This is a genomic window from Flavobacterium salmonis (assembly GCF_903819435.1).
GTDB lineage: Bacteria > Bacteroidota > Bacteroidia > Flavobacteriales > Flavobacteriaceae > Flavobacterium > Flavobacterium chungangense.
The window spans coordinates 25,304-45,407 of record NZ_CAIJDP010000049.1; the positions used below are offsets into that span (position 1 = coordinate 25,304).

General features: G+C 36.9%; 16 protein-coding genes. 9 read left to right on the forward strand and 7 right to left on the reverse strand.

Annotation, left to right across the window (positions count from 1 at the left end; translation table 11 throughout):
- Positions 1-2: 2 nt before the first annotated feature.
- The 5 genes from FLACHUCJ7_RS01390 to FLACHUCJ7_RS01410 all read right to left on the reverse strand — a co-directional run bounded on the left by FLACHUCJ7_RS01390 (position 3) and on the right by FLACHUCJ7_RS01410 (position 4,166).
- Positions 3-569 (reverse strand): DapH/DapD/GlmU-related protein, encoded by a 567-nt coding sequence (locus tag FLACHUCJ7_RS01390; RefSeq protein WP_180907641.1) that lies wholly within the window; start codon positions 567-569, stop codon positions 3-5.
- 57 nt (positions 570-626) lie between these two features.
- Positions 627-1,346, reverse strand: a complete 720-nt coding sequence (locus FLACHUCJ7_RS01395; protein WP_180907642.1) for a dioxygenase family protein — start codon at positions 1,344-1,346, stop codon at positions 627-629.
- A 93-nt stretch (positions 1,347-1,439) separates the two neighbouring features.
- Entirely contained in the window at positions 1,440-2,267 is an 828-nt protein-coding gene (locus FLACHUCJ7_RS01400) for a helix-turn-helix domain-containing protein (protein WP_180907643.1), read from the reverse strand.
- A gap of 106 nt (positions 2,268-2,373) precedes the next feature.
- Positions 2,374-3,279 (reverse strand): helix-turn-helix domain-containing protein, encoded by a 906-nt coding sequence (locus FLACHUCJ7_RS01405; protein ID WP_180907644.1) that lies wholly within the window; start codon positions 3,277-3,279, stop codon positions 2,374-2,376.
- A gap of 68 nt (positions 3,280-3,347) precedes the next feature.
- A complete protein-coding gene (locus FLACHUCJ7_RS01410; RefSeq protein ID WP_180907645.1) occupies positions 3,348-4,166 on the reverse strand; it encodes an SDR family NAD(P)-dependent oxidoreductase in 819 nt (272 codons plus the stop codon).
- 932 nt (positions 4,167-5,098) lie between these two features.
- Between FLACHUCJ7_RS01410 and FLACHUCJ7_RS01415 the strand changes: the two genes are divergently transcribed.
- The 6 genes from FLACHUCJ7_RS01415 (at position 5,099) to FLACHUCJ7_RS01440 (ending at position 11,494) form a co-directional block, all read left to right on the forward strand.
- A complete protein-coding gene (locus tag FLACHUCJ7_RS01415) occupies positions 5,099-5,944 on the forward strand; it encodes an RteC domain-containing protein (RefSeq protein WP_180907646.1) in 846 nt (281 codons plus the stop codon).
- Between the two features lie 249 nt (positions 5,945-6,193).
- Positions 6,194-6,547, forward strand: a complete 354-nt coding sequence (locus FLACHUCJ7_RS01420; protein ID WP_180907647.1) for a helix-turn-helix domain-containing protein — start codon at positions 6,194-6,196, stop codon at positions 6,545-6,547.
- A gap of 25 nt (positions 6,548-6,572) precedes the next feature.
- Positions 6,573-6,881 (forward strand): helix-turn-helix domain-containing protein, encoded by a 309-nt coding sequence (locus FLACHUCJ7_RS01425; RefSeq protein ID WP_180907648.1) that lies wholly within the window; start codon positions 6,573-6,575, stop codon positions 6,879-6,881.
- 84 nt (positions 6,882-6,965) lie between these two features.
- The gene (locus tag FLACHUCJ7_RS01430) at positions 6,966-8,435 is read left to right on the forward strand and encodes a DUF3945 domain-containing protein (protein WP_180907649.1); all 1,470 of its coding nucleotides are present in this window, start codon (positions 6,966-6,968) and stop codon (positions 8,433-8,435) included.
- A 93-nt stretch (positions 8,436-8,528) separates the two neighbouring features.
- Positions 8,529-10,613, forward strand: a complete 2,085-nt coding sequence (locus FLACHUCJ7_RS01435) for a type IA DNA topoisomerase (RefSeq protein WP_180907650.1) — start codon at positions 8,529-8,531, stop codon at positions 10,611-10,613.
- Positions 10,613-11,494 (forward strand): ORF6N domain-containing protein, encoded by an 882-nt coding sequence (locus tag FLACHUCJ7_RS01440; protein ID WP_180907651.1) that lies wholly within the window; start codon positions 10,613-10,615, stop codon positions 11,492-11,494. Before FLACHUCJ7_RS01435 ends, FLACHUCJ7_RS01440 begins: the two co-directional genes overlap by 1 nt.
- A gap of 191 nt (positions 11,495-11,685) precedes the next feature.
- Here the strand turns inward: FLACHUCJ7_RS01440 and FLACHUCJ7_RS01445 are convergent, their stop codons facing one another.
- Both FLACHUCJ7_RS01445 and FLACHUCJ7_RS01450 read right to left on the reverse strand, forming a co-directional pair.
- Complete coding sequence (locus FLACHUCJ7_RS01445) at positions 11,686-12,384, reverse strand: aspartate/glutamate racemase family protein (RefSeq protein WP_180907652.1); 699 nt, start codon at positions 12,382-12,384, stop codon at positions 11,686-11,688.
- Positions 12,385-12,575: 191 nt separating this feature from the next.
- Positions 12,576-12,920, reverse strand: coding sequence for a Rossmann-fold NAD(P)-binding domain-containing protein (locus FLACHUCJ7_RS01450; RefSeq protein ID WP_180907653.1), 345 nt, complete (start codon positions 12,918-12,920; stop codon positions 12,576-12,578).
- 310 nt (positions 12,921-13,230) lie between these two features.
- Between FLACHUCJ7_RS01450 and FLACHUCJ7_RS01455 the strand changes: the two genes are divergently transcribed.
- The 3 genes from FLACHUCJ7_RS01455 (at position 13,231) to FLACHUCJ7_RS01465 (ending at position 20,102) form a co-directional block, all read left to right on the forward strand.
- Positions 13,231-13,668: a DUF1896 domain-containing protein gene (locus FLACHUCJ7_RS01455; RefSeq protein WP_180907654.1), complete on the forward strand. Its 438-nt coding sequence runs from the start codon at positions 13,231-13,233 to the stop codon at positions 13,666-13,668.
- The gene (locus FLACHUCJ7_RS01460) at positions 13,655-19,051 is read left to right on the forward strand and encodes an N-6 DNA methylase (RefSeq protein ID WP_180907655.1); all 5,397 of its coding nucleotides are present in this window, start codon (positions 13,655-13,657) and stop codon (positions 19,049-19,051) included. The genes FLACHUCJ7_RS01455 and FLACHUCJ7_RS01460 overlap by 14 nt, the downstream gene beginning before the upstream one ends.
- Before the next feature lie 202 nt (positions 19,052-19,253).
- Positions 19,254-20,102 carry a chromate resistance protein ChrB domain-containing protein gene (locus tag FLACHUCJ7_RS01465; protein WP_180907656.1) on the forward strand — a complete coding sequence of 283 codons (849 nt, stop codon included), beginning with the start codon at positions 19,254-19,256 and terminating at the stop codon, positions 20,100-20,102.
- The last annotated feature ends 2 nt before the right edge of the window (positions 20,103-20,104 follow it).

Consider the following 20,104-nt stretch of genomic DNA (forward strand, 5'->3'; position numbering starts at 1 on the left):
TTTTAAGGTTGAATATTTTTAATAATTTTCGCTGGAATTCCGCCTACGATAGTATTATCAGGAACATCTTTAGAAACTATCGATCCGGCTGCTACAATCGCATTTTCGCCAATGGTAACACCTTGGAAGATGGTTGCATTGGCACCAATCCAAGCATTTTTTTTGATGCAAATTGGTTTCGGAATTAAAGAATGCCTATCTTCGATTGTCGTTGAATGTCCTTCTGTTAAAAGACTTACTTTTGGTGCTATTAGTACGTTATCTTCAATGGTAATTCCTCCTAAATCTAAAAAAACGCAATCAAAATTGATAAATACATTTTTACCAATTTTAGTATGTTTTCCGTAATTGATGTGCAATGGTGTAAATACGGTTACGCTTTCGTCAATTTCGGTATCCGTAATTTGGCTTAAAAAATCTCTGATTTCTTCAGGGTTTGAGGAATTATTCATCAGAACCAATAACTTTTTAGTAGCAAAAGAGGCTTCTCTCAAGCGATAAGCATCGGGGTCGTTTGGCAATATCGTTTCTCCATTCTTTAATCGTTCGAATATAGTTGTTGTTTTCATTGTTTCGATTTTTTAACTTAATGAGACTACTACTTTAATACAATATTTGAAAATGAATTATGCCACAGTAATTATTTTTGACAATGTAAAACCATCCGATATATTGCCTATTATAGCATCCGCCATATTATTGTTTAAACTATTTGAAAATATACTGTCCTGTGTGTTTGTTCTATCTGGAGCACCATTATATCCGCTAGTAGCATAAACTTGAGAGTAAACAGATTCGGTAAATGCAATTTGAGTAACCAAAAGCGAAACACCATCAGCCGTTAGTACTTCTACATGAATGTGCGGTGCTCGTCCAGGATACCAACCTGGAAAAATACTAATAAATGAAACTTGTCCGTTGGCATTAGTAGTCTGTCTTCCTCGAAGAAAATTTTGATTGGTATAGTTCGTGTTTTGCAAAAAATTACCTCCATATTGCGAATAGTTTCCGTCTTTGTCGCATTGCCAAACATCTACAAAAACATTTGCAAGTGGTGTGCAACCATTGCTTTGATCTTGAATTGTAATATTCATTAGCAAAGGAACACCAGTTCTATTGCCAATAATATTTGCCTGTGCAAGTTGGGCTGGTGTTTTTATAGGAAACGGACCAATCGTTTCTGTTGGTGAAACATCACAATTATCTGTATTGTTTCCACTTCCGTTTGTTGGGCTTGTAGTTGAAACATCGTTATCATCTTTTGAGCAAGCTGATAGTGCAAATGGCAAAGCAACAATAGCCCCTAGACCTATAATTCCGTTTGTTATAAATTTCTTTCTATCCATTTTTTAAAGCTGAATTATTATTACAAAGTTAAAGACAACACCTCGAAGTGACTTTGCTGATAGGCTCAAAGAATCTTTCTAAAAAGCTCAATTTTAAATTTCTGTCGGAGAAATTCCGTATTGTTTTTTAAATGCTGTTGAGAAATGGGAAGGATTTTTAAATCCAACTTCCATATAAACGTCTTGTACTTTTTTGCCTTCTTCTTTTAGTTTGATGTAAGCCATTTCCAAGCGTTTTTTGATTAGCCATTTTTGGGGTGTGAGACTGCTTATCTTTTTGAAATCTCTCTTGAAAGTTGCCAAACTGCGTCCTGTAAACGAAGCAATTTGCTCCATTGAAAGTTCTTCCATATAGTTCCCGTTTAGGAAATCCAAAAGGTCGATTTTCCAAGGTTCGGCAAAGTCAAAAAGTATGGGGTAAAGTTCTTCGTTGCTGTTTAGTAAAGCGTAAATTCCTTCCAATAATTTTAAATGTATTACAGCTTCCGTTGGTTTTATATTGCTGTCAAAATAAGGCGTAAGCGATTGGAACAGACTTTCTATGGCAGGACTTTTGTCCAATTTGAATACCGTATTATCTGAAACTTTTACAGCAGTTGGGATTTCAGATTTATTCATTTTACTATAAAAATCACGTAACATACTGCGTTTAAATGTCAACGAAATGCCTTTATACAAATCTTCGCCTTTGCTGTTTTTGTACATTTTCAAGCGATGATCTCTTCTAATAAAAGCACAATCTCCTGCTTGGAGTTTTATTTTTTTGTTTCTGTCTTCAATAACTTGTTCACCAGAATACAAATAAACCAAAACGTGTTCGGGCGTAGCGTGAATACATTTTTCACTATAATCACTATAGCAAGACAAGAATATTCCTGAATAGCCTATCGTTTTCAATTTATCGTCCTGTTGTGCGTCCATAATTTTTTTGTTGTGTTGATACGCCTACAAAAGTAGAATATACATTCTCAAATTACTTTGCTGTAAGGCTCGTTTTGTCTTTCTGTAAAGCTCAAAAAAAATGTAGTTAATTCAAGAACTGCTCTCTATATTCTTTTGGACTTATACCTACTTCTTTTTTGAATAATTTGGAAAAATATGGCGAATTTTCAAAACCCAATGCGTAACCTATTTCTGAAACAGATTGGTTATTTGTTTTTAGTAAATTTTTAGCTTCGGATATTAAGGATAAATGAATAAGATCTATGGCGGTTTTACCTGTTTCCTGTTTCAAAAGGTCACTTAAATAACGTGGCGAAACATTAAGTTTTGATGCAACGCATTTAACGGTAGGTAATCCTTGCCTTTGCAAAGCATCTTTTTTTAGATAACCAGCAAGTACTTCATTGAATTTATTTATGGTATGTCCCGATAATATTGTTCTATTGATAAATTGTCTTTTATAAAATCGACTACCATATTTTAATAGCGATTGAATGTGAGATAGCATAATTTCTCGGCTAAATTCATCTTGATTATTACCATACTCAATCAGTATTTTTTGGAATAGTTCGCCAATTATTATTTCTTCACTTGGCGAAAGGTGCAAGGCTTCATTTACTTCATATTCAAAAAAACCATGTTTTTTTATTTCTTGGTGCAACGAATGTCCATTAAGAAAATCCTCGTGGATAAACAATAAATAGCCTTCTACTTTCTGTTCAATATCACTAAATTCCATAATCTGTCTTGGATTCAGAAAAAACATCGTACCGTTTTCGTGGTCGTATTTAGTCTTACCATAACCATATTTCATTAATCCAGATGTCATTTTTTTTAAAGCAATGATATAGAAATCGCAGGTATGTTCTGGAATATGATTGCCAAAATTAGCCACTCTTTCGGCATCAAATAATATGCTGATTAGTGGGTTTTCGGGTGGCGGAAATCCATAAGCCGTGTGAAGTTCTTTTAATGTGCTGTAATGTTCCATTTCAAATTAATTAAGCAGAACCTATTTATCTAAAAAAATAAGTTCTGCTGTATTATTGGTAAATATAATTATTTTCCGTGTGCTTCAAACGATACTTCTTTCCACTCTTCCCAAGTAGCAAGGCGGTCTTTATAGGTTTGGGAAACGGTTGGCAATCCGTGTTTTCCAAGAAACAGTCGCAATGGTGGTTCAGTAGAATCAATCAATTTGCAAACGGCTTTTACCGTAGCTTCGGGAACTCCAAAAATATCATCCGTAAATCCTTCATAAACAGCTGTTTTCAACGGACCATATTCTTCCATTGATTCAGCATGAATTGCCGAAACACTTGTGAAATCAGTAGCATAAGCGTTTGGTTCAAGAATGGTCACTTTTATTCCAAAATCTTTTACTTCCATCGCCAATGTTTCGCTAAAAGCTTCCATTGCAAATTTCGAAGCACTGTACATTCCCATTAAAGGTAGCGGATTTACGCCCAATAAACTCGAAACCTGAATAATATGTCCTTTACCTTGCTGACGCATTATAGGCAATGTTGCTTTTGTAACCCATACCAAACCGAAGAAATTGGTTTCCATCAAGTTGCGGGTATCCTCATCGCTTGTTTCTTCAACTGCCCCAAAAAGACCATAACCTGCACAGTTAATAACAACATCAAGAGTACCCAGATATTCTTGTGCTTTTTTAACCGTGGCAAAACAGTCTTCACGATTGGTTACATCCAGCTGTAAAGGCAAGAAATTATCTGGATATTCTTTGGCAAGATTTTCCAGCGATTTAATGTTTCTTGCTGTGGCAACCACTTTATCTCCACGTTTTAAAAAAGCTTCTGTCCAGAGTTTTCCAAAACCACGAGAAGCGCCTGTAATAAAAATTGTCTTTTGCATTTTTTAATTTTAAATGATTTTATGATGCAAAATTAGAGTAGAAGCTAATCCATATTCTTATACAAAAGTCGGAAGTTGTGTTACATTTTCACGAAAAGAGGCAGTTTATTGGTTTTTAATATAATTAAAAACCCGTCTAATACTTGTAGTCTATTGAGAAAAGATGATTTAAAATAGTATTGAAACAATCTGTTTTCTCTGATTTTGTCCAAAATCAAGAAAACGGATTTAGCAAAAGGCTTTTAGTCTATAAAGATTATGATTGATTTTTATCCTCCTGTAGCCTTTAGCATTAAAACATTGTCCATACATTGGGCATCATTGACAATTTTGGACTTGACATACCGAATGTTGTTGCAAAAATCCAGTTGTCGTCTTTGATTCTTTGAGGTCTCTTTCTTTCTCACGAAAAACTGTCTCTATTTCGAGTATAATTACACCTCTCATAATAAATTTAGACCAAGCCAATATTGTTTTATTTGGTACTTAATGAAGCAAAAAAGGTTACTCAAAAAAGAAAAACAGGGACACTACATTTTTTTGAATTGATTTGGATGAAAAAATATTTACAAGTTCTCAAAAGCGTTATTAATAAATTTTGTAAATAATTTTTTATTTTCACAATTAAAGCAATAATGTTGCGTTAATTAATATAGTCATAAAAGCAAGAATGTTGCTACAATAAAAAAAGTTAAAAAAATACTGTGGTTAAACAGAATTATTAAGATTCATTAGTCAGTCTGAAATATAACATACTCTGAATGACTAATGATATAGTAACTACTAACAAAATATTGGATATTAAATTCGTCAAAAAATATTGCCCAAGTTGGGTTACGCATTGGAAATATTTTCTTTTATCTTATTAATGTTTGTAACCTAATTAGGGGAATTCACTATAAAGGGCTGTAATCCTCGTAAAAAATATAGTTATGAAGGACTCATTACAAAACATCATTTTAGAGATTAATAAGAAGGAGGATAAGATTTTATCGCAAAATAAGAGATTGATTGATGAAGCTTGCGAAATGACCTTGTATCTCCAAGACTTGTTATTTACGGTCAAGAAATACGTTATTGAAGAAGGATTTAAAAATGATGAAGAAGAGATCTATTTTTTCCATACCATTAAGCCGAAAATTCTTGGAAAACTAATCTATTACAATAAGGTTTACCGTATAGAAACTGGTTGCCCCGTTAATAATGGCAAAATATATCACACCTATTTTACAAGCCGTTTGCATGAATTGAAAAAAGAATACGCTGAGCATATTTGTAACTCAGATTTTTATAGATATTACCGCTCAGGAAGATCTGATAAAGATGAAGTTTACTTCCGACTTGGCAACATCAACTATCACGATGGACTTAATAGTTTCGTATTTGAAATAGATTCTCAGTTCTCTACTTTTTATGACTATAAAGTTGCTCGAATTATAGCAAACGAATTATTGTATAATTACTTGTTAACAAAAATTAATCCTGAAGAAAATCCCGATGTGATTTTACAAAACTCTGAATCAACAAAAGATATTTTTTGGACAGACAGCAAAAATGCACTTATCGAATTGGTTTATGCTCTTTATGCTTCAGGAGCTATTTCTCACGGAAAAATTGGTATCCGAAAAATAAGCTTACTGTTTCAGATACTTTTCCGAGTTCCTCTTGGAGATCTGCATCATGCTTTTCACCGCATGAAAACCCGTACAGGTTCTAGGACAGCATTTTTAGATCAGCTCAAATTATCACTCGAAGAGTATATGGACAAAGAGCTTTAACTAAATAAAGTACCCTATTCAAAGCAGTACACAAAATGTACTGCTTTTTTTTTGCCCATATCTGCCAATTGGCAAATGTTGGCAAAGCCCTGTTACAAAAAACACCCCAAACACCTTAAAACCTTATTAGACAAGGTTTTTTTCTATTTATAAAAATTTTCAAAAAACCGCCAAACCAATTGGCAAGGATTGGCAGACAACCACTGCCACCTTTCACAATTTTGCATAGTGAACTTTAAATGCTGTGTAATGAAAATAATAACCATTGAAGAAGAAGCGTGGCAACAGCTCAACAGCCGTATCAACGCCATTGCCGACTATCTGAAAAGACAAGAAGATAAAAGCTATGATGGCCTTTGGCTCAATAACCACGAGGTATGCCAATACCTGCATATCAGCGAAAAAACCCTTTGGCGTATGCGTACCAAAGGAGAGATAGCTTATTCAAAAATATATGGTCAATACTTCTATACTATTGGAGCTATTAAGGATATGCTCAACGCCAATGCCATACAGAGTAGTGATGAATTTGTGCAAGAACTTATGGCAAAAGGCAAAAGCTATATCGAAAAAGGCAGAAAGCTAAAGACAGATAAAAAATAGGAAGAATCCTTTAAAGTATATCCCTATGAATATAGATAGAATGGAATTTTTGGCGTGGATGGAACGACTAATGGGTCGCCTTGATATGCTGGGCGACACTATAGACGAATTACAAAAGAAACGTAATAGTATAGACGGTGAGGAATTGTTGGATAATCAGGATTTGCTCCAAATGCTAAAAATCAGTAACCGTTCTCTGCAACGGTACCGCTCAATCGGCAAATTGCGCTATTATACCATTAGCGGAAAATTGTATTACAAGCTGTCTGATGTTCATCAGTTTATAAGGGAGAGTTTTAATCCTTCCGTAACTAAACTGAACGCCAATAAGTGACAAACACTGCCTTTGACTGCCACTTTGGGTAATGCAATGAAAGCTTCTTTTACATTCGGCATCGAACTTTAAATTTTTCGGATTATGAGTAAAGAAATAACAAATAAACAGGAAATGCCCGAACAACTATCGGACATATTATTGGTGCTGGATAAAGAAAAAATGAAAATCCAAGCAGTAAAGAGTATTGACGAAAACGGGAAAATGGAAACCGTTGAACCAACGAAAAAGAACCAAAACCAATTTATGCGTGTGGACAAAAGTGGTGATTTCTTTTCCAACTTCTTCTCCAATTTTTTTAGCCAACTGAAGAACCCAACCAATTTGTCATTTTTTAAAGTATCGGCTGATGAAGCTGTAAATAAAGCAAAGGAAATGCAAAATCAGGTAGATAACCCAACTCTCAAAGGTGAAAAAGTGATGAAAGAACACGAAGTAAAAGTCGAATCAAAACAGAATAGTAAACAAGAAAATCAAAATAATATGGAAACAGCACAAACAACGCCGGAAACAAGCGAATACCGTTACAAGCCGGAACAGATTGATTGGGACACAATGAACAATCTCGGATTAAGTAAGGAATACCTTGAAAAAAGAAACCTTCTTGAACCTTTATTGAAAGGCTACAAAACCAATGAGCTTATACCTGTGAGCGTCAATTTCGGCACAGCCATTCTTCGTACAGATGTACGCTTGTCTTTACAGGCAACGGAAGACGGAAGAGTGGTCCCTGCATTGAACGGCATCCGTAAAGAACCTAACCTCAACTTTGAGTTTTTCGGACACAAGTTTACGAATGAGGACAAGAAAAACCTGCTCGAAACTGGAAATATGGGTCGAGTAGTTGATTTGAAAAACTCCAAAACAGGCGAACTAATGCCTTCCATTATCAGTGTGGACAGGCTTACTAATGAGCTAGTGGCATTACGAACGGATTTTATAAAAATCCCCGATGAAATTAAGAGCGTAAAACTCGATGATGCTCAAAAGCAAACTTTGCTGGAGGGTAAACCGCTAAAGTTAGAGGGTATGATTTCCACGAAAGGAACAGAATTTTCGGCAACAGTACAGTTCAATGCGGACAAGCGTTATGTTGAGTTTCTGTTTGATAGAAGTAATTCTAATCAGCAAACGCAAAACAACGGACAGAACAATCAACAAAGCAATCAGCAAAATCAACCACAGGAAGCTCCAAAAACATTCCGTGGTAAGGAACTTACCGATGAGCAAAATAAGGATTTCAAAAACGGTCAAACCATTTACATTGACGGATTGACAGATAAAAAAGGACAACCTTATCAAGGCTATATCACTTTCAATAAAGAAAATGGGAAAACCAATTTTGAATTTCCCAATCAATACAAGGAAAGGATAAAACCTACTGAAGCCCATAAAACACAAACTGACGTTAATTCAGAAGGCAAAACCAATGAGGCAACCAAAAATATCAAAGAGCCATTAAAATCAGGACAAAAAAATCCTGATAGTAAAAAGCAACAAGAAGAACAGGAAAAACCAGAAGCACCTGCAAAGTCCAAAGGCAGAAAAATGTAATAAAGTATGAAATCGCCATGACAAAAGTTGTCGCAAACACCAATGAAGATCTGGCGATACCATATTCCATAAAAAAACAAATATTATCTACATATGAAAACAATCATTGCAGAAAAACCAAGCGTAGCAAGAGAAATAGCTGGATTGTTGGGAGCTTCCGAGAAAAAGGACGGCTACCTGACAGGTAACGGCTATTTTGTTACGTGGGCATTCGGTCATTTAATAGGATTAGGAATGCCCGAAGATTACGGGATTACGGGATTTGACAAAGCATCACTGCCAATACTTCCCAACCCTTTTTTACTGACCATTCGCAAGGTCAAAAAAGACAAAGGTTATACCACCGATACAAGAGCATTAAAACAACTGAAAGTTATCGAACAACTTTTTAATAGAAGCGATAGCATTATTGTGGCAACAGATGCTGGACGTGAAGGCGAACTCATCTTTCGGTACATTTATGAATACCTGAAATGTAACAAGCCCTTTGAACGACTTTGGATTAGTTCTCTTACCGAAAAAGCTATCAAACAGGGTTTTGATAATCTTAAAGATGGAAAAGAATTTGATGGATTGTATCAGTCTGCACAAGGCAGAAGCCGTGCTGATTGGTTGGTGGGCATCAATGCTACACAGGCATTGAGCATTGTTGCAGGCAATGGTATCTATTCGCTTGGAAGAGTGCAAACGCCTACATTGGCTTTGATATGCAAACGCTATCTGAAAAACAAGAGTTTCTCTATAAAGAAATACTGGCAGATACAGTTATCGCACAACAAAGAGTTCCTAGATTTTAAAAGTATTTCCAAAACCAAATGGGAAGACCAAAAAATTGCCGATGATGCTCTGAAAGCCATTCAGCGAAGTGGAACAGCAATAATTACATCGTTAGAGACAAAAAGTGTTACAGAACAACCGCCTTTATTGTTCGACCTTACTGGCTTACAAAAAGAAGCGAATAAAAAACTGAACCTTTCTGCTGAAGAAACGCTGAACATTGCCCAAAGTTTGTACGAAAAAAAGTTTATCACTTACCCACGTACCGGAAGCAAATATATTCCTGAAGATGTATGGACTGAAATTCCCAACCTAGTGAGGGCTTTGCAGGACAAAGAAACCTGCAAGCAAGCCGTATCAAAAGTGAAATGGGGACGTTTCAATAAACGTATCGTAAATGATTTGCGTGTTACCGATCATCACGGATTATTGATTACAGATAAAATCCCGTCAGCACTGAACGCAAAGGAAAATGCCCTTTACGATATGATAGCCTTTCGACTGCTCGAAGCCATTTCACAAGCCTGTATCAAAGAGATAACCGATGTTGATTTACAGGTATTGCATTACGATTTTACCGCAAAAGGTTGCAAGATTTTGGAAGCAGGCTGGCGTTCCATTAAAGGCAGTTTCTCTGATGATGATACAGAATCTGTACAGGATTTACCCGAACTGAAAGAAGACGACGAACTCAAAATCAAGGAAGCTACCGTTTTGGAAAAAGAAACCAAACCGCCTGTGCTTTATACCGAAGCAGGGCTTTTGTCGGCTATGGAAAGTGCTGGAAAGGAAATCGAAAATGAAGAGGAACGGAAAGCCCTTCAAAATATTGGTATCGGTACTCCAGCTACAAGAGCATCAATTATCGAAACCTTGTTTACACGCAATTATATCCAAAGGAAAAAGAAGTCTTTAATACCAACCGAAAAAGGATTACAGGTATATGAATTGGTCAAAGACAGAAAAATTGCTGACGTTGCAATGACTGCCGAATGGGAATTGGCATTGCAAAAAATCGAGAACAACGAAGCAGATGTAGGGGCATTTCAAAAGGAAATGGAAACTTACGCTTCATCTATTACCAATGAATTGTTGCAAACTTCCATTGCCCAAAATAACCTGCCTAAATTGGTTTGTCCGAAATGCAAAAGCCAGCAACTCATTATCCGTGACAAGATTGTCAAATGTCCCAATGAGGTTTGTAATTGGGTGCAGTTCCGCAATATCTGTGGCGTACAAATCGGTATAGCCGATATTGAAAGTCTTGTCAATAAAAGGAAAACTTCACTCATCAAAGGGATGAAAAGCAAGGCAGGTAAGAAATTCGATGCTTATATCGTATTGAATGACAAAGCCGAAAGTTCCTTTGAGTTTCCCAAAAACAAAAGCTATAAAAAATAATGGAAAATAAGCCTGCCATTAGTCCAATGGAAATCAGAAGCCTGATTTATACCATACGTGGTAAACAAGTGATGTTGGATAGTGACCTTGCGTCATTATACCAAGTGGAAACAAAGAACCTTAACAAAGCCGTAAAAAGAAATATTGAAAGATTTCCCGTTTCTTTTTGTTTTCAACTGACCGAAGAGGAAGTTGAAAACTTGAGGTTCCAAATTGGAACCTCAAGTTTGAGCTACGGCGGAAGACGTTATTTGCCCTATGTTTTTACCGAACAAGGGGTCGCAATGGCTTCTGCAATACTCCGTTCAGATATAGCTGTTAAACTCAGTGTTGAAATTATGGAAGCTTTTGTAGAAATGCGAAGAATGCTTATTAGCAACGCTTCTTTGTTTCATCGTTTGGATAAGATTGAAATTAAACAACTGGAAGCTGACCAAAAATTTGAAGCCATTTTTAAGGCTTTGGAAAGCGACAAGCTCCACAGCGAAAAAGGTGTTTTCTACAACGGGCAGATTTTTGATGCTTATACATTTATTTCCGATATTATCCGAACTGCCAAAATCTCTATTATCCTGCTGGATAATTATGTAGATGACACGGTACTGACCTTATTGGGCAAACGGAATAATAATGTAACTGCAACTATCTATACCAAAACTGTCAGCAATCAGCTACGGCTGGATGTGCAACGATACAACAGCCAATATCCACCGATTGAAATTGAGGTTTTTTCCGATGCTCACGACCGCTTTTTAATTATTGACAACACGGAATTGTACCATATCGGAGCATCACTAAAAGATTTGGGCAAAAAATGGTTTGCCTTTTCGAGAATGGATATTGAGGTTGGCAGGATGCTACAGTTACTTGGTAGCACTTAGATGTTATTGTCAAATTTTAATGAATCTCATTAGTTACGTAACTCCCTATCTTTCTGCCTATTGTTGTAAAAACTTATAAGCTACATTTTGGGAGATACGTAATTTTGTAATTACAAAACCAACTTTAAATCAAACCTTAACCCACCATATTGCCAAACGACGGTTAATGGCTGGGCGTTTGTCGTCTGTATTTAATTCTCAATCATTCTCGATACTATACTTTCTACATGTATTTTTGTCGTATCAAGTATTTCAATATCATCAAAGTCAGACTGGTTTAAAATTAAAGGTAATTCTGTCCCTGCCAAAACCACAGCTTCTATTGATTTTTTTTCTTTTAATGTTCTCACAATCTGTATCAGCTGTTTTTTGGTTTCTGGCACAATCTTGTTAATAAGCAATTCTGTCATATATTTATCATGAATAAAATCTTGATCTATTGAGTCAGGAATAATAATTTCAATCTCATATTTTTCAGCTACTTTATTATAGAATCCGCTCGTCATTGTGAATTTAGTCCCCAATAAGCCAACTCGTTGTATCTTTTTATCATTAATTACCTTACAGGTCTCTTCAACAATACTGATTAATGAAACCTTTACTTTATCCGCAAGATTGTCGAAAACAATATGAGGAGTATTTGATGCTATAGCCACGTAATCAACTTCTGATTTTTCTAAAATCTTGATTTTTTCAATAAGTAAGTTTGCTAAATCGTCAAGTTGGTTATTAAAAAGACAATTTAGCATCTCAGTCATGTTTATACTATTGATGATAATTTCAGGATAATCTTTAGTATTTAGCCTTTCTTGAAATCGTTTAATAATCAATCTATAATACTCAATGGTTGATTCTGGACCAACTCCGCCTATTAGTGCAATTCTTTTCATTTTTAGTTTATTAAATTCTCCTCGTTTCTTTTCGCCTTGCCACTAACGTTTGGCTAGTAGGCGATTTCGGGGTTAAGTTAGCGTAATACATCGGTTAATCACTATTTTCCAAGTACAAAACTATCCTTAAATCAAGCCTAATCCCAGACTATTACTTACTAATGGTTATGCATAGTGCTTTTTGTCTACTGCTAATATACAACGCTTTCTGCAATTTCTTTAAAGTTGTTGATGTCATTTTGTACGCTTTCCAACTTTGTATTTAATGAAATGATTGCAATTTTTCCCAAAGGCAGTCTTAACGGTGGTGTATCAAGTTTAGTGATGTCAAAAATTGCTTGTGACGCTTTTATTGGATCGCCTTCTTGTTTGCCGTCAACTTGCTTCATTCGTTCTCTAAATGCACCTGCTGTTGGGTTGTAATCTGCTATAATTTTGTCGGCTAGTTTTAATGAACTACCTGCGAAATTTGTTCTAAATGGCCCTGGTTCTACAATAGTTAGTTTTATTCCAAGTGGTGCAGTTTCAATTGCCAATGCTTCACTGAAACCTCAGCTGTCAACCCTTCATACATAGCTCCGATGGTGGTCGGATGTTTTATGTCTTGTTTATTTAGTATTTCTTTTTCTGCCGATACAAATTCATTAATTAGATCAGCAACTGTATCTATCGTAATTAAAATTAGTTTCTATTTGATAGTACGAATATACAAAATTAAATCCTTTACTATTAATTGGTATTGCGCCAAATCCTACCCTCTTAACGCCAAACATTACCACTTTTCAATAGGCTCTTACATAGAACTATAATTTTAGTGTTCTGGTAAAAAATCTAAATAAATTCAATATGAATACACAGCAAAAAGATCTATCGTATTTCAGATTACGACTGCAAGAATTACTAAATACCAGCTTTCCCGAAAAAGCAAACGACCAAAAATTTATAGAGCAACGTTCCTTGTGGGCTTCCAATGCTTACGAGAGTGCTTTTCGTTTGGGAAATACTATTGAGCAATGCAACGAAATAGCCAATTATATCCTGTTTGAAAAACTATATTTCTCCAAATTCGATACCGTATTTCAGGTGGTATGCAATGAGTTTGATACCATAATGGCAGACGAGGAACTGCGACCATTTGCACTGAAAATGTTCCCTGTTTGTGAGCCTGTTTTTGCAAGATATGAACTAACCGATGACTTCGCATACAGTTATGAGTATGATTTACTCTATACAGAAATAACCGGAACCATCGCAATATGGATAGCGGAAAATGGGCTTCAGTAAAAAGCAACATCTCCAACAGAATATTGATGCTTTACGAATTGCTTTTAAACTAGAAAAGGAGAAACGACAAGCCACCGTAGGCGAAAGACTGCTAATGATGCAATACAGCGGATTTGGCGGTCTTAAATTCGTGTTGAACCCCATAGCAAACGAAATAGATATCAACAATTGGAGAAAAACGGAACACGATCTTTTTCCTCTCACGCAGGAACTCCACCAGCTACTCAACGAAAATTCCGAAGACGAAAAGCAATACCGCAGGTATGTAGATAGTATGAAAAGCTCTGTATTGACGGCTTTTTATACACCACCACAGGTCATAGATGCTATTTCCGCAACCTTGCGTGAAAGCGGTCTGAATATTCAAAAATTTCTGGACCCCTCCGCAGGTATCGGCTCATTCATACAATCCTTTTCAGAAAATCAAAAAGCCAGTGTTACCGCTTATGAAAAGGATTTGCTCACAGGCAAAATTTTAAAACAGCTTTATCCCGAAAGCAATATCCGTGTAAGTGGTTTTGAGGAAATACCCGAAAAGGAACAAAATAGCTATGATGTAATTGCCAGCAATATTCCTTTTGGCGACACTTCGATATTTGACCTTTCCTATTCCCGAAGCAGAGATAGTGCAAAAGTACAGGCTTCCCGAAGCATACACAATTACTTCTTTCTCAAAGGTGCTGATATGCTCCGAGAGGGCGGTTTGTTGGTTTACATTACTTCACAGGGCATTCTAAATAGCCCAAAGAACGAACCGATACGCAGGGCGTTGATGCAGGATAATAATTTGGTTTCGGTTGTACGATTACCCAACAACCTTTTTACAGAATATGCAGGTACGGAGGTTGGCAGTGATTTGATTATACTGCAAAAGAACACAGCAAAACAAAGTCTGACCGAAAGGGAAGATCTGTTTTGCCAAAGCAACCGAACGGAATACGATACTCCAAGCAATACGTTGTTTCAAGACAGTACAAGAATTGTACATACCTCTCGCAAATTAGATACCGACCCTTATGGACAACCTGCTCTGATCTATACACATAAAGAGGGTGTTGAGGGAATTGCCAAAGACCTCAAACAAATGCTTTCCGAAGATTTTGGCAAGCATCTGAATTTGATTTTATACAAAAGCGAACGGAACGATGAGCCTATAATACAAATTCCCACTACTTCAAAAGTAACACCTCCAATTGTCGGACCAGTAACCATTCAGCCAGAAATACAACCTTTATCAATCAATCGGGAAAACCCACAGGAATTAAAACAATTAAGCATTTTTGACCTGTTTGAAAATGCGGGAGAACCTGTAATGGTTCTTGCTCCACCCAAAACAACGACACAAGCCAAAAGACAAAGTACTAAAAAAAGTAGCCGTGCAATAGGTCGCCAAACCGACCTGTTTAATGCGATGCAACAAACTTATACACCTCCAATCACAAATAGAATTACTAACGGAAGCACATCAGTCAACGGCAAAAAACAGGAAGCTATCGGCGACCTGTTTTCGAGTAGCAACGGGAATGACCAAGCTGATAAGCCAGCCGTTCCCGACATCATTCCCAAACCTGCTCCATATAGTGGCAAACTGCAACCATTCCATCGTAACGATTGCCTTGTCGTGGATAATGGTTGGGTCGGTCATCTGCAAGATGTAGATACATCAGACGGTACGGCTGTTTTCAACCCTTTACAGTTACCGACCTTACAGAAAGTAAGAACCGAAGCATACATTACTGTACGTGATGTTTACCAAGAGCTTTACAATAAAGAGGCATCGCTTCAGACCGAACACAAAGGAGAAAGGGAAAACCTTAACCGCTTATACGATGCCTTTGTCAAAAAGTACGGCAATCTCAACAGTGCCGATAATGCTAAATTGATTAAAACAGATAGTTCTGGTAAGGAAATCCTTTATTTGGAGCGTGTTGTTGGTGGCGTAGTACACAAAGCGGATATATTCAGCCGACCTGTAAGTTTCTCTACCTTAACAATAGCGACAGACAATCCCGAAGAAGCATTAGCGACTTCGCTGAACAAATACGGAAGCGTGGATTTAGACTATATGTCCGAAATCAGCAGTGTGACGGAAGATGCTTTGAAAGAAGCCTTACACGGTCGTATTTACTACAATCCTCTGCAAAAGGAATACGAAATATCCGAACGCTGGATTGCAGGTAACGTAGTAGAAAAAGCCCAAGAGGTCAAAGCCTACCTCCAAAATAATCCCGAAGATAACGAAGCCAAAACAAGCCTTACGGTTTTAGAAGAAGCCCGACCAAGACGTATCGAATTTGAGGAACTCGATTTTAATTTGGGCGAACGGTGGATACCAACAGGCATTTATGCCCGTTTTGCTTCGCACTTGTTCTATACTGATGTAGTTATCCATTATTCAGAAAGCGCCGATGACTTTTCCGTAACATGTAACCAGAAGAATGTTCATATCTGGGATAAATATGCAGTCAAAGCCGAAAGCAGGACGTTTGACGGAATTGCCCTGCTCAAACACGCACTTGTCAATACCACACCAGACATTACCAAGAAAATTAAGGTTGGAGACCAAGAGGTCAAGGTGCGGGATATGGAAGCTATACAAATGGCGAACACCAAGATTGACGAAATCCGTACCGCCTTTACAGATTGGCTTCACGACCAAAATGATGAGTTTAAAAACAGGCTGACCGATCAATACAACGATACTTTTAACTGCTTTGTCCGACCAAACTATGACGGAACGCATCAGGACTTTCCGGGATTAGACCGAAAAGCGTTGGGTATAGAAGATTTGTATTCGAGCCAAAAAGACACGGTTTGGATGATAAAGCTGAACAACGGTGCTATCTGTGACCACGAAGTAGGTGCAGGAAAAACTTTGGTAATGTGTACAGCCTCACAGGAAATGAAGCGTTTGGGATTGGCACATAAACCAATGATAATCGGGCTGAAAAGCAATGTTCACGAAATTGCCGAAGCCTACCGTACTGCGTACCCACACGCAAAAATTTTGTTTCCAGGCAAAGAAGATTTTACGCCTCAAAAACGCCTGCGAATTTTTGGGGATATTAAAAATAACGATTGGGATTGTGTCATCCTCACACACGACCAATTCGGGATGATACCACAATCGCCAGAAATGCAAAAGAAAATTCTCCAAATCGAATTAGATAGCGTGGAACGAAACCTTGATGCACTGCAATCGCAAGGCAAGGAAGTTACCAGAGGGATGCTTGCCGGAGTAATCAAACGGAAAGAAAATCTCGAAGTAAAATTGAAAACCCTGCAACACGATATTGAAAACCGCAAAGATGACGTGGTAGACTTCAAGATGATGGGAATAGACCATTTATTTGTAGACGAAAGCCACCAATTTAAAAACTTAATGTTCAACACAAGACATACAAGGGTTGCTGGATTGGGAAACGTGGACGGAAGTTTAAAGGCAATGAACCTGTTGTTCGCTATCCGCACCATTCAGGAACGTACAAATGCGGATATGGGAGCCACTTTTCTTTCGGGGACAACTATCAGTAATTCTTTGACGGAACTGTACCTGCTGTTCAAATATTTGCGACCAAGGGCAATGGAAAAACAGGGCATTCATTCTTTTGATGCGTGGGCGGCTATCTATGCAAGAAAAACGACCGATTATGAATTTTCGGTTGCTAATAACATTGTTGCAAAAGAACGTTTTCGGTTTTTTATTAAAGTGCCAGAATTGGCGCAATTCTATTCGGAAATTACAGATTACCGAACGGCAAAAGATATAGGCATTGACCGACCGAATAAGAATGAGGTTTTATACAACATTCCTCCAACTCCAGACCAGTCTGTATTTATTCAAAAATTGATGGATTTTGCCAAAACAGGAAATGGCGAATTGCTCGGAAGACCTCCATTGTCACAAAGTGAAGAAAAAGCAAAAATGCTCATTGCTACGGATTACGCCCGCAAAATGTCTTTGGATATGCGGATGGTAAGTGCAATATATGAAGACCATCCCGACAACAAGGCTTCGCATTGTGCAAAAAATATTGCCAAATATTACAACCAATACAATGCACAGAAAGGAACGCAGTTCGTTTTCTCCGATTTAGGTACTTACAAATCAAACGAATGGAATGTGTACTCCGAAATCAAACGCAAGCTCGTGGAAGACCACAACATACCTGCACACGAAGTTCGCTTCATACAAGAAGCTAAAAGTGATAAGCAACGCAAGGAACTTATCAAAGGAATGAACGAGGGAAAAATTCGTGTACTTTTTGGTTCTACGAGTATGCTCGGAACAGGTGTGAATGCACAGAAAAGAGCCGTTGTCGTTCATCATCTCGATACACCGTGGCGACCTAGTGACCTTGCTCAACGTGACGGAAGGGCTGTTCGCAAAGGCAATGAAATTGCGAAACATTTTGCAGACAATAAAGTAGATGTGATTATCTATGCCGTAGAAAAATCATTAGACAGCTATAAGTTTAACCTGCTGTACAATAAGCAACTTTTCATCGACCAACTAAAAAACAATAACCTTGGTAAACGAACCATTGACGAGGGCAGTATGGACGAAAAATCAGGAATGAACTTCTCGGAATACGTCGCTATCCTTTCGGGAAATACCGACCTGTTGGATAAAGCTAAATTAGAAAAACAGATTGCAGGTTTAGAAAGCGAAAAACAGGCATTCAATCGTTCTAAGTTCAGTGCTAAATACAAACTCCAAGATTTTACGGGATTACTGGAAAGTTCGCAATCCCGTTTTAACCGAATGAGCCTTGATTGGGAAAATCTACAGCAACGCATACAAAAGTGTTCAGACGGCACTATTGCAAATCCTGTACAATTAGACGGTTTATCTACGAATGCGGATATAAAACAAATCGGCATCAAGCTAAATCAACTTGCAGATAAATCTCGCACTGGAGGTCAATATGAAGAAATTGGAAGTTTGTATGGATTTACGTTATTGGTCAAAACCGAAGTATCCGAAAAAGAGGGTGTGGATATAAGGGTAAACCGTTTTTTGGTACAAGGCGAAGGCAACATAAAATATACCTACAACAACGGCATTATCGCAAAAGATGAAAAGTTGGCTGTGATGAATTTCCTCAATGCCCTAGAAAAATTGCCAAGTTACATCGAACAAGAAAAAAAGAAAATTGCCGAACTGAAAAAAGACATGCCTGTACTTCAGGAAGTGGTCAATGGCACTTGGACAAAGGAGAGCAGGTTGAGCGAATTAAAAACCGAACTGGCGTCTATTGAAAGGAAGATACAGTTGTCTATTGCTCCCGAATCTAAAGAACAGGTGACTGAAGAGCAAGAAAAAACAATTAAAGTAGATGATGTTCAGGAAAGATCTCCTGTACGATTGAGGGCTATGTAATTTTAATCAAATAAAAATAAGGAATTAAATCAATGCATAGAAAAAATGATAGCAAAGCAGAAATTATGAATTTTACGGGAAACATTTCAAATGTTTTTACAAGTATTCCTAAACTCATATCTTTGTCTCATTTCACTAATTACATTTGTAATAACTTTAGAATAATTGATTTATTAAAACTTTGCTTAAATAGAATTTACAAATGAAATGGATTACCAGAGAACGACCTAAGATTGATAGAATAGCTTCCCCTTGGTTGATAAAAAAATTTGTGGACAAGGGCGCTGAATTTATTTATGTTCCATTTAACGAAGTTTTGGATAAAGCAAAAGAGCTAGATGCTATTCCATTTGACATTCCCAATGTAGAATTTACACATTACGAAGAGCAAAGTACCTTTGATTATATTGTGAAAAAGTATGAGATTAAAGACCCAGCTATTCTAATTATAGCGGATATTGTTCGTGGTGCAGACACAGACAGACACGATATTGCAAAAGAATCGGCGGGACTTTGGGCAATTTCAGCGGGACTTTCCTATAATATTACAGATGATTATAAATTATTAAAAAGTGGGATGATTATTTATGATGCGCTATACAGTTGGGCAACACATTTATACAAACAAAATCATTTACAAAACAGTCCTTTTGAAAATCTCTTGCACGAAGTGTATCATAAATTTTTAAAGAACGAAAAAACAAATAAGAAGAAAACGCCTGCTTGGGTTAAAGATTTAAAAGCAATGATTCAGGATCAAATAGATACTCAATTTACTTTTGATCTAAAGAAAATATCTAATGATTTAGAACTTAATCCTTCCTATTTATCAAGAGAGTTCTCCAAGTATTTTGAAGACCTCAATTTTGGAGATTATGTTAGAAAACTACGAATCGAAAAAGCCATTACTCTTATTCAAAATTCAACCTATACGCTTACCGAAATAGCCTATATGACTGGATTTTCAGATCAAAGCCATTTTACGAGAATATTCAAGCAGAGTACAGGCAAAAATCCTTCCTCTTACCGAAAAAAAATCACTAAAAAGTAATT